Source organism: Pseudomonas edaphica (assembly GCF_005863185.1).
GTDB classification, from domain to species: Bacteria; Pseudomonadota; Gammaproteobacteria; order Pseudomonadales; family Pseudomonadaceae; genus Aquipseudomonas; species Aquipseudomonas edaphica.
Map to the genome: position 1 here is coordinate 1 of NZ_VBVZ01000195.1, position 9,941 is coordinate 9,941.

A 9,941-nucleotide genomic window follows, 5' to 3' on the forward strand; every position below is an offset into this window, starting at 1 on the left:
CTGGGTCGCGAAGCGGCCCCCAAGAACGGGACTGCTGCGCAGTCCAGCGGGAGCAAGCTCCCTCGCCACAGGGTTGTGTTTTCAGCTAATCCTGCTGAATTTGTTTCAAGTCGAGGCTGTAATGGCCTCGATCTGTGTCTGGCGCCGTTTGCGACCGGGCAGCAATAGCCTGATGAAGGACTGACGTTTCCCATGTTGACCATCGCACTGTCCAAGGGCCGCATCCTTGACGACACTTTGCCGCTTCTGGCTGAAGCGGGCATCGTGCCAACCGAGAATCCGGACAAGAGCCGCAAGCTGATCATCCCCACGACCCAGGACGATGTGCGCCTGCTGATCGTGCGGGCTACCGACGTGCCGACCTACGTTGAGCATGGCGCCGCCGACCTCGGTGTTGCGGGTAAAGATGTGCTGATGGAATACGGTGGCCAGGGCCTTTACGAGCCGTTGGACCTGCGTATTGCGCTGTGCAAGCTGATGACCGCCGGCCGTGTCGGTGACGTTGAGCCTAAAGGCCGCCTGCGCGTGGCCACCAAGTTCGTCAACGTCGCCAAGCGCTACTACGCCGAGCAAGGCCGTCAGGTCGACATCATCAAGCTCTACGGCTCGATGGAGCTGGCGCCGCTGATCGGCCTGGCCGACAAAATCATCGACGTGGTCGACACCGGCAACACCCTGCGTGCCAACGGCCTCGAACCCCAGGACTTCATTGCCGACATCAGTTCCCGCTTGATCGTCAACAAAGCCTCCATGAAAATGCAACACGCCCGTATCCAGGCGTTGATCGACACCCTGCGCAAGGCAGTGGAGTCTCGACACCGCGGTTGACTCACCCGCGCGGCCTTAGGTCGCGCCCGTCTATCCGCCTCATAGCCAGAATTCTCAGGTGCCCAAGCGGAAATGACTGCTAGTTTAGGGCGCCTGAGTTTTTGCCAATTCTATTGAGGCCCTCGCTATGACCACGTCCACTGCAATTGCCCGACTCAACGCTGCCGACCCGGATTTCGCCCATCATCTGGATCATCTGCTGAGCTGGGAAAGCGTGTCTGACGACTCGGTCAACCAGCGAGTGCTCGACATCATCAAGGCCGTGCGCGAGCGCGGTGATGCGGCGCTGGTGGATTTCACCCGTCAGTTCGATGGCCTGGACGTGAAGTCCATGGCCGACCTGATCCTGCCCCGTGAACGCCTGGAGCTGGCGCTGACACGCATCACTGCACCCCAGCGCGAAGCCCTGGAAGTGGCGGCGGCGCGGGTGCGCAGCTACCACGAAAAACAGAAACAGGATTCCTGGAGCTACACCGAAGCCGACGGCACCGTGCTGGGCCAAAAAGTCACGCCGCTGGACCGCGCCGGTCTGTACGTGCCCGGCGGCAAGGCCTCGTATCCGTCATCGGTACTGATGAACGCGATTCCGGCCAAAGTGGCGGGCGTGACCGAAGTGGTCATGGTGGTGCCGACCCCGCGTGGTGAAATCAACGAGCTGGTGCTGGCCGCTGCCTGCATCGCCGGTGTCGACCGCGTGTTCACCATTGGTGGTGCGCAAGCCGTTGCAGCCCTGGCCTACGGCACCGAAAGCGTGCCGAAGGTCGACAAGGTGGTTGGCCCCGGCAACATCTATGTCGCCACCGCCAAGCGCCACGTGTTTGGCCAGGTCGGTATCGACATGATCGCCGGCCCTTCGGAAATTCTCGTGGTGTGTGATGGCCAGACCGACCCGGACTGGATCGCCATGGACCTGTTTTCCCAGGCCGAGCACGACGAAGACGCCCAGGCGATTCTGGTCAGCCCGGACGCCGAGTTCCTCGACAAGGTCGCCGCCAGCATCAACAAACTGCTGCCGACCATGGAGCGCGCCGAGATCATCGAGAAGTCGATCAATGGCCGTGGTGCGCTGATTCTGGTGCGTGACATGGAACAGGCCATCGAAGTGGCCAACCGCATTGCGCCAGAGCACTTGGAGTTGTCCGTAGCCGACCCACAGGCCTGGCTGCCGTTGATCCGCCACGCCGGTGCGATCTTCATGGGCCGTCACACCAGCGAAGCCCTGGGCGACTACTGCGCCGGCCCCAACCACGTGCTGCCGACGTCCGGCACCGCGCGGTTCTCGTCGCCGCTGGGGGTGTATGACTTCCAGAAGCGCTCGTCGATTATCTTCTGCTCGCCACAAGGCGCCTCCGAACTGGGCAAGACTGCCTCGGTGCTGGCCCGTGGTGAATCGCTGAGCGCTCACGCGCGTAGCGCCGAATATCGCATCCTTGAAGAGGGGAAATGAGGCATGAGCAAATTCTGGAGCCCCTTCGTCAAGGACCTCGTGCCTTACGTACCCGGCGAACAACCGAAGCTGACCAAACTGGTCAAGCTCAACACCAATGAAAACCCCTACGGCCCTTCGCCCAAGGCGCTGGCCGCGATGCAGGCCGAGTTGAACGACAATTTGCGCCTGTACCCGGACCCCAACAGCGACCTGCTCAAGCAGGCCGTGGCCAAGTATTACGCGGTCGACGCCAGCAAGGTGTTCCTCGGCAACGGTTCCGACGAAGTGCTGGCGCACATCTTCCACGGCCTGTTCCAGCACGACTTGCCGCTGCTGTTCCCGGACATCAGCTACAGCTTCTACCCGGTGTACTGCGGCCTGTATGGCATCAAGTCCGCCCCGGTGCCGCTGGACGAGCAATTCCAGATCCGCGTGGCCGACTACGCCAAGCCCAATGGCGGAATCATCTTCCCCAATCCGAACGCGCCGACCGGCTGCGTGCTGGCGCTGGATGCAGTGGAGCAGATCCTCAAGGCCAGCCCGGATTCGGTGGTGGTGGTCGATTAAGCCTATATCGACTTCGGCGGCGAAACCGCCATCAGCCTGGTGGATCGCTACCCGAACCTGCTGGTGACCCAGACCCTGTCCAAATCGCGCTCACTGGCCGGTTTGCGTGTAGGCCTGGCCGTGGGCCACCCGGACCTGATCGAGGCGCTGGAGCGGGTCAAGAACAGCTTCAACTCCTACCCGCTGGATCGCCTGGCGATTGTCGGCGCGGCGGCGGCGTTTGAAGACCGTGAGTACTTCGAGAAAACGTGCAAGCGGGTGATCGACAGCCGCAACACGGTGGTCGCGCAGTTACAAGGCAAGGGCTTTGAAGTGTTGCCTTCAGCGGCCAACTTCATCTTTGCCCGTCACCCACGGCACGACGCCGCGGGTTTGGCCGCAAAGCTGCGTGAGCAAGGCGTGATCGTGCGGCACTTCAAGCAGGAGCGGATTGCCCAGTTCCTGCGGATCAGCATCGGTACGCCGGAGCAGAACCAGGCGCTGATCGATGGCCTCGGCGAGCTCTAAGCCACACTGAAGATAAAAAAAGTGGGAGCTGGCAAGCCAGCTCCCACTTTTTTTTGCGTTGAGCCAGTTAGATCAACGGCTCATCCGGCTTCTTGTTCTTCCAGCCATCATTGCCCGGCAGCAGCAGGTTCAAACCAATCGCTACCACCGCACACAGGGCGATGCCCTTGAGGCCGAAATCATCCGGGCCAGTGCCGGTGCCGACCAGCACACCGCCAATCCCGAACACCAAAGTCACCGACACAATCACCAGATTGCGCGCCTCACCCAGGTCGATCTTGTGGCGGATCAACGTGTTCATGCCAACCGCCGCAATCGAGCCGAACAGCAGGCACAGAATCCCGCCCATCACCGGTACCGGGATGCTTTGCAGCAACGCGCCGAACTTGCCGATAAACGCCAGGCTGATGGCAAACACTGCCGCCCAGGTCATGATTTTCGGGTTGTAGTTCTTGGTCAGCATCACTGCGCCCGTCACTTCGGCGTAAGTGGTGTTTGGCGGGCCGCCGAACAGGCCGGCAGCGGTGGTGGCAATCCCGTCACCCAGCAGGGTGCGGTGCAGGCCGGGCTTCTTCAGGTAATCGCGACCGGTCACGCTGCCCACCGCAATCACACCGCCGATATGTTCGATCGCCGGGGCCAGGGCCACCGGGACGATAAACAGGATGGCCTGCCAGTTGAACTCCGGCGCGGTGAAGTGGGGCAGGGCGAACCACGGCGCGGCGGCGATCTTTGCCGTGTCGACCACACCAAAGTAGAACGACATGGCAAAGCCGACCAGCACGCCGGAGATAATCGGCACCAGGCGGAAAATGCCTTTGCCGAATACCGCGACGATCAGAGTGGTCAGCAGCGCCGGCATCGAAATCAGCATCGCCGTCTGGTAATGGATCAGCTCGCTGCCATCACCGGCTTTGCCCATCGCCATGTTGGCGGCAATCGGCGCCATGGCCAGACCGATGGAAATGATCACCGGGCCAATCACCACCGGCGGCAGCAGGCGGTCGATGAAGCCCGTGCCTTTGACCTTCACGGCCAGGCCCAAAAAGGTATAAACGAAACCGGCCGCCATCACCCCGCCCATGGTCGCCGCCAAGCCGAACTGGCCCTTGGCGAGAATGATCGGGGTGATAAACGCAAAGCTCGATGCCAGGAATACCGGCACCTGCCGCCCTGTCACCACCTGGAACAGCAACGTGCCCAGGCCTGCGGTAAACAGTGCGACGTTTGGATCAAGACCTGTGATCAGTGGCATCAACACCAGCGCGCCAAATGCTACAAACAGCATTTGTGCGCCAGACAGGATCTGGCGCCAAAGCGGGTCGTTGAATTCATCCTGCATGCTCACGCGTCCTTCTGCTTGGTGCCGAAGATCTTGTCACCGGCATCGCCCAGGCCTGGGATGATGTAGCCGTGTTCGTTCAAGCGCTCGTCGATGGAGGCGGTGTAGATCTGCACGTCCGGGTGAGCCTTTTCGACGGCAGCGATGCCTTCAGGGGCAGCTACCAGCACCATGGCGCGGATGTCCTTGCAGCCAGCTTTTTTCAGCAGGTCGATGGTGGCAACCATGGAGCTGCCGGTGGCGAGCATCGGGTCGATGATCATTGCCAGGCGTTCGTTGATTTCCGGGACGAGTTTTTCCAGGTAGGTGTGCGCCTGCAAGGTTTCTTCATTACGAGCCACGCCCACGGCGCTGACTTTGGCGCCCGGGATCAGGCTGAGCACGCCTTCGAGCATGCCGATACCGGCGCGCAGGATAGGCACTACGGTGATTTTCTTACCGGCGATTTTCTCCACTTGTACGGGACCGGCCCAACCGGGGATCTCGTAGGTTTCCAGCGGCAAATCCTTGGTCGCTTCATAAGTCAGCAGCGCTCCGACTTCCTGAGCAAGCTCACGGAAATTCTTCGTGCTAATGTCGGCACGGCCCATAAGGCCGCGTTTGTGTCGGATCAGCGGGTCGCGGATCTCGCGAGTGGGCATGGGAAAGGCTCCGGCGGCGGGCAAAAAACCGGCCTAGATTAATCTATCCGAGGGTGTTGTCCTATAGACATCTAGTACGTTAGTCCATTAAGGCTTGATCGTTGCGCCTCACATGCGTACCTTTGCCCGCTTTTCTTGCCACAGCACCCCCTTGGAGAGCGCCATGTCCGCTGATCTCGAGCATATCCGTCAAATCATGCGCGAGGCTGACTGCCTGTACACCGAAGCGCAAGTCGAAGAAGCGATCGCCAAGGTCGGCGCACACATCAGCCGCGAAATGGCCGACACCAACCCGGTGGTCTTCTGCGTGATGAACGGCGGCCTGATTTTCGCCGGCAAATTGCTGACTCATCTGCAATTCCCGCTGGAAGCCTCCTACCTGCACGCCACCCGTTATCGCAACGAGACCAGCGGCGGCGACCTGTTCTGGAAAGCCAAGCCGGAAGTGTCGTTCATCGACCGCGACGTGCTGATCATCGACGACATCCTCGATGAAGGTCACACCCTGGGCGCGATCATCGACTTCTGCAAACATGCCGGCGCGCGCAAAGTGCACACCGCCGTACTGATCGACAAAGACCACGACCGCAAAGCCCGTCCGGACCTCAAAGCCGATTACGTCGGCCTGCCGTGCATCGATCGTTACATCTTCGGCTACGGCATGGACTACAAAGGCTACTGGCGTAACGCCAATGGCATCTACGCGGTTAAAGGGATGTAAACCATGGTGCGCTTTCTTGATCAGACGCTGTTCGCGCAATTGGCCGAGAAAGCCGCCGCCAGCCCTCGCGGCCGGCACCATCACAACCTCCATCAGATGGAAGAGCCCTGCCATCGCCTGGCCGTTGGCCTGCAACCCGACACCTATGTGCCGCCGCATCGGCACCTGCGTGCCGACAAGGCGGAAACCCTGTTGGTGCTCAAGGGCAGCCTCGGCTTACTGGTGTTCAGCGATACCGGCGAGGTGATTGCCAAGCGCATTCTGCAGGCGGGCGGTGAGTGTGCAGGCGTCGATCTGCCGCCAGGCGTGTTTCATGGCCTGGTGGTGCTGGAGCCTGACAGTGTGATGTTTGAATGCAAGGCCGGGCCGTATCGCCCGATAGGCGAGGGCGAGTCACCCGACTGGGCGCCCCGCGAAGGCGATTCCGGTGTGGCCGAGTATCAACGCTGGATGCTCGCCCAGTTCGATTGAGCTACAGTGCTCGGCCTTCTTCTACGGAGCGGCCCATGAGCCTGTTGACACGCACCTGCGCCGCCCTGGCGTTGACTCTCAGTTTGCCACTGGCTGCCGCGCCCGCGCCGATGCACAGCCAGTTCCTGCCGCCCGATGACCTGACCCTGCGTGCGCAAACGCCCGACCAGCAGCAACTGCTGCAAGTTACCGAGTATGCGGTGGTGGTGGGTAGCCAGCGGCAGTCGACGCAACAGCCAATTCCGGTGACCTCGCCGTTGATGATCCGCCTCAAGGGGAAATCCCTGAACAAGGGCGCGACGATCAGTCAGGTGGTGCTCAATTTTGATGCCGAAAGCAAAAGCCTGAAAAAGCCGATGTTCGATGACGCCAGCAAAACCCTGACCCTGTCTTACCCAATGGCGCAATATCGAGTGATTGTCGACCTGCTGCGCAATGACACGGTGTATGTGCAGTTCCTCAGTTATGCCAATGGGCATATCTGGGCGGATCTGCACACAGGGGCCGTACGCGCAAAGTAATTAAGCCGAATGCAGTCAATGTGGGAGCTGGCTTGCCTGCGATGGCGGCGGGTCAGTTGGCCCAACTGTCACTGATGCACCGCTATCGCAGGCAAGCCGGCTCCCACATGAGTGTTTGGTTGTTTTCGAAGGTGGTGTCTGGCAGGTAGACTCCCAATCCCGTGTAAATGTCTGCAGGCTGGAGTCGGTAATGCGTAAAGATAAGAAACAGGTGATTGGTGACGAGATCGGCGACGACCAGATCAAGTTGTTCCTGGATTTTGAGCCAGTCGACGCGACTTCACCGTCCCTGCACAAGCTGATCAAGGCCTACCGTGGCCTGCGTATCGACGACTTCGAGCGCTTCCTGGGCTTTTTCAAGGAAGCTGGCCTGGACCTGGATGGTAAGGACGAGCACGGCAAGACCTTCGTCGAGCTGATCAAGGACCAGCGCAACGCGCCTGAGTACATCGAGCTGATCGAAAACGCTCGCGGCTGATTATCCCGGCCACAAAAAAACGCCCCGAAGGGCGTTTGATCGTTCCCACGCTCCGCGTGGGAATGCCTCCACTGACGCTCCGCGTCAAGACCTCAAGCGAAGCTTTCAGCCTCGTTGCTTTGCGCAACCAGCTCCAGGCTGATGTTGTTCTGCGCATTGATCTTGCGATACAGCTCAGCGTCCGTCTCCAGCACTTTTTCCCTCGCCGGGAAGATCTCGTGCAGCTTGGCCGCCCACTCACCAGCAGCCTTGGCCGGGAAGCAGCGCTCGATCAGTTCCAGCATGATCGAAACCGTCACCGAAGCGCCTGGGGACGCGCCCAGCAGGGCCGCCAGCGAGCCGTCTTTGGCCGCGACCAGCTCGGTGCCAAATTGCAGCACGCCGCCTTTTTTCGGGTCTTTCTTGATGATCTGCACCCGTTGGCCGGCCACTTCCAGGCGCCAGTCTTCGGCTTTGGCTTGCGGGTAGAAGCGGCGCAGTGATTCCAGGCGCTGCTCCATGGACTGCATCACTTCGCTGACCAGGTATTTGGTCAGGTCCATGTTGTCGCGAGCGACCGCCAGCATCGGGCCGATATTGCCGGCGCGAACCGACAGCGGCAGGTCGAGGAACGAGCCGTGCTTGAGGAACTTGGTGGTGAAGCCGGCGTATGGCCCGAACAGCAGGGATTTCTGGCCATCGACCACGCGGGTGTCCAGGTGCGGCACGGACATCGGCGGCGAGCCCACGGCGGCCTGGCTGTAGACCTTGGCCTGGTGGTGCTTGACCACTTCCGGGTTGTCGCAACGCAGCCACTGGCCACTGACCGGGAAGCCGCCGAAGCCTTTGCTTTCTTCGATGCCCGAAGCTTGCAGCAGCGGCAGGGCCGCGCCACCGGCGCCGAGGAACACGAACTTGGCGTCGACTTCGCGGGTGTTGCCGCTGTTGACGTCCTTGATGCTCACGGTCCAGCCCGCGCCATTGCGCTTGAGGCCGGTAACGCGCTTGCTGTACTTGACCTGGGCATCCGGTGCGCTGGTCAGGTGCGACAGCAGTTGGTTGGTCAGGGCGCCGAAATTGACGTCGGTGCCGTTCATCACGCGGGTGGCCGCGATTTTTTCGTCGAGCGGGCGGCCCGGCATCATCAGCGGCATCCACTCGGCCATCTCATTGCGGTCTTCGGTGTAATGCATGTCCGAGAACGCATGGTGCTGGCTGAGGGTTTCAAAGCGTTTCTTGAGGAAAGACACGCCTTTGTCGCCTTGCACGAAGCTCAGGTGCGGCACCGGGCTGATAAAGGACTTGGACGAGCCAAAGGTGCCCTTTTTGGTCAGGTACGCCCAGAACTGCTTCGACACCTCGAACTGGGTGTTGATGTGCACGGCTTTCTTGATGTCGATGGAGCCGTCGCCAGCCTGCGGCGTGTAGTTCAGCTCACACAGCCCGGCGTGGCCGGTGCCGGCGTTGTTCCACGGGTTGGAACTCTCCGCGGCACCCGAATCCATCAGCTCAACGACTTCCAGCTTGAGGCCGGGGTCGAGCTCTTTGAGCAATACGGCCAGGGTGGCACTCATGATGCCGGCCCCTACCAGTACTACGTCGACTGCTTCGTTATGCGCCATTTAACGCGTCTCCAAAATCTGCAGCACCAAATTGACGGCATGGCTGCCAGGAGTGACGGGGCGGTTCACGTGTTGCCCCAGGTTACCCATGGCCAGGATCGCCATGTCCGTTTCGCAATTCTTTGCAACTTCAGCACACGCTTCCTGCCAGGCTAATCTGCCTATGAACGCATTCATGGGCGCCTGTGGCAATTCGACTTATGGTCAAAGCGTGCGATTTGTGCAATCAAACCGTAGCGGACAGGCTCAAGCTCCGGTGTTTGAGGAGTACTCGGTCCTGTGTGGTTGGGCTGTTCCAGACGCTGATGGTGCTTGTACAAACGCCAAACTATTCATTTGCTCGCCACACTCTTGTGAAGTTGTGAAAACCCGTTTTTTTCACGCTCTTTTGAAGACGTGAACCTCAAAAAAGGGCTGCCCCAGCCTGGCACCTGGCCCGTAAACCCCTGCCGACACGCGGCAAGACGGGCAAACAACTCAAGTGGCCGAGCGCAATGGCAGCTCTGGCAGATTCGGTAAAGAGGGGTGGTTTGCAAAGAAAACAGCAAGCGCGCCAGCTTCACTCGATCTGTGTGGGCGGCTCTCTGTGGGCGATTGGGGGGTTAATACCGAGGCATTAACGATGCTGCGAGGCCCGATCAGGAGACGTCCTTATAATCGGGGGGAGATTGTAGCGAAGAACGCCAGGGAAATGGGCGTGTTTTGTGACTTTTATTAGGGCGTTCAGGAAGCCAGTGCGTGCCGCGAGTGCGTGTGGGCAACCCGTGGGCTGATTCGGGCGTTCATTGGCAGTGGGCGGTGCATCCAGCCCAGATGTGTCTCCGTGACTTCCACC

The 9,941-nt window shown here is 60.4% G+C and carries 10 protein-coding genes and 1 pseudogene; 8 read left to right on the forward strand and 3 right to left on the reverse strand.

The window, feature by feature from the left end; all coding sequences use genetic code 11:
* From FEM54_RS34330 to hisC, 4 genes and pseudogenes are all read left to right on the forward strand, one after another.
* Nucleotides 1-184, forward strand: a 184-nt coding sequence (locus FEM54_RS34330) for a hypothetical protein (protein WP_205894405.1), incomplete at its 5' end; no start/stop codon positions are given.
* Between the two features lie 8 nt (nucleotides 185-192).
* On the forward strand, nucleotides 193-828 hold the full coding sequence (gene hisG / locus FEM54_RS14850) for an ATP phosphoribosyltransferase (protein ID WP_003188599.1): 636 nt from the start codon (nucleotides 193-195) through the stop codon (nucleotides 826-828).
* 127 nt (nucleotides 829-955) lie between these two features.
* Complete coding sequence (gene hisD, locus FEM54_RS14855) at nucleotides 956-2,275, forward strand: histidinol dehydrogenase (protein WP_017138226.1); 1,320 nt, start codon at nucleotides 956-958, stop codon at nucleotides 2,273-2,275.
* Nucleotides 2,276-2,278: 3 nt separating this feature from the next.
* Nucleotides 2,279-3,331, forward strand: a pseudogene (hisC, locus tag FEM54_RS14860) (histidinol-phosphate transaminase).
* 67 nt (nucleotides 3,332-3,398) lie between these two features.
* Here the strand turns inward: hisC and FEM54_RS14865 are convergent.
* Nucleotides 3,399-4,673 carry a uracil-xanthine permease family protein gene (locus FEM54_RS14865; protein WP_017138224.1) on the reverse strand — a complete coding sequence of 425 codons (1,275 nt, stop codon included), beginning with the start codon at nucleotides 4,671-4,673 and terminating at the stop codon, nucleotides 3,399-3,401.
* A gap of 2 nt (nucleotides 4,674-4,675) precedes the next feature.
* Complete coding sequence (gene upp / locus FEM54_RS14870; RefSeq protein WP_138451628.1) at nucleotides 4,676-5,314, reverse strand: uracil phosphoribosyltransferase; 639 nt, start codon at nucleotides 5,312-5,314, stop codon at nucleotides 4,676-4,678.
* A gap of 163 nt (nucleotides 5,315-5,477) precedes the next feature.
* On the opposite strand from upp, the gene FEM54_RS14875 reads away from it, so the two are divergent.
* The 4 genes from FEM54_RS14875 to FEM54_RS14890 all read left to right on the forward strand — a co-directional run bounded on the left by FEM54_RS14875 (nucleotide 5,478) and on the right by FEM54_RS14890 (nucleotide 7,505).
* Nucleotides 5,478-6,035 (forward strand): hypoxanthine-guanine phosphoribosyltransferase, encoded by a 558-nt coding sequence (locus FEM54_RS14875; protein WP_003216150.1) that lies wholly within the window; start codon nucleotides 5,478-5,480, stop codon nucleotides 6,033-6,035.
* Between the two features lie 3 nt (nucleotides 6,036-6,038).
* Nucleotides 6,039-6,506, forward strand: coding sequence for a WbuC family cupin fold metalloprotein (locus FEM54_RS14880; protein ID WP_138451630.1), 468 nt, complete (start codon nucleotides 6,039-6,041; stop codon nucleotides 6,504-6,506).
* A 35-nt stretch (nucleotides 6,507-6,541) separates the two neighbouring features.
* Nucleotides 6,542-7,027: a hypothetical protein gene (locus tag FEM54_RS14885; protein WP_138451632.1), complete on the forward strand. Its 486-nt coding sequence runs from the start codon at nucleotides 6,542-6,544 to the stop codon at nucleotides 7,025-7,027.
* 190 nt (nucleotides 7,028-7,217) lie between these two features.
* Complete coding sequence (locus tag FEM54_RS14890) at nucleotides 7,218-7,505, forward strand: PA4642 family protein (protein WP_017138220.1); 288 nt, start codon at nucleotides 7,218-7,220, stop codon at nucleotides 7,503-7,505.
* 92 nt (nucleotides 7,506-7,597) lie between these two features.
* Here FEM54_RS14890 and mqo read toward each other — a convergent pair whose 3' ends face one another.
* Nucleotides 7,598-9,106 carry a malate dehydrogenase (quinone) gene (gene mqo, locus FEM54_RS14895; RefSeq protein WP_138451634.1) on the reverse strand — a complete coding sequence of 503 codons (1,509 nt, stop codon included), beginning with the start codon at nucleotides 9,104-9,106 and terminating at the stop codon, nucleotides 7,598-7,600.
* Nucleotides 9,107-9,941 lie beyond the last annotated feature (835 nt).

Excerpts from the sequence above, each read along its gene's own strand:
- hisG (WP_003188599.1), top strand. The coding sequence starts at position 193 with ATGTTGACCATCGCACTGTCCAAGGGCCGCATCCTTGACGACACTTTG.
- hisD (WP_017138226.1), top strand. The coding sequence starts at position 956 with ATGACCACGTCCACTGCAATTGCCCGACTCAACGCTGCCGACCCGGAT.
- FEM54_RS14865 (WP_017138224.1), bottom strand. The coding sequence starts at position 4,673 with ATGCAGGATGAATTCAACGACCCGCTTTGGCGCCAGATCCTGTCTGGC.
- upp (WP_138451628.1), bottom strand. The coding sequence starts at position 5,314 with ATGCCCACTCGCGAGATCCGCGACCCGCTGATCCGACACAAACGCGGC.
- FEM54_RS14875 (WP_003216150.1), top strand. The coding sequence starts at position 5,478 with ATGTCCGCTGATCTCGAGCATATCCGTCAAATCATGCGCGAGGCTGAC.
- FEM54_RS14880 (WP_138451630.1), top strand. The coding sequence starts at position 6,039 with ATGGTGCGCTTTCTTGATCAGACGCTGTTCGCGCAATTGGCCGAGAAA.
- FEM54_RS14885 (WP_138451632.1), top strand. The coding sequence starts at position 6,542 with ATGAGCCTGTTGACACGCACCTGCGCCGCCCTGGCGTTGACTCTCAGT.
- FEM54_RS14890 (WP_017138220.1), top strand. The coding sequence starts at position 7,218 with ATGCGTAAAGATAAGAAACAGGTGATTGGTGACGAGATCGGCGACGAC.
- mqo (WP_138451634.1), bottom strand. The coding sequence starts at position 9,106 with ATGGCGCATAACGAAGCAGTCGACGTAGTACTGGTAGGGGCCGGCATC.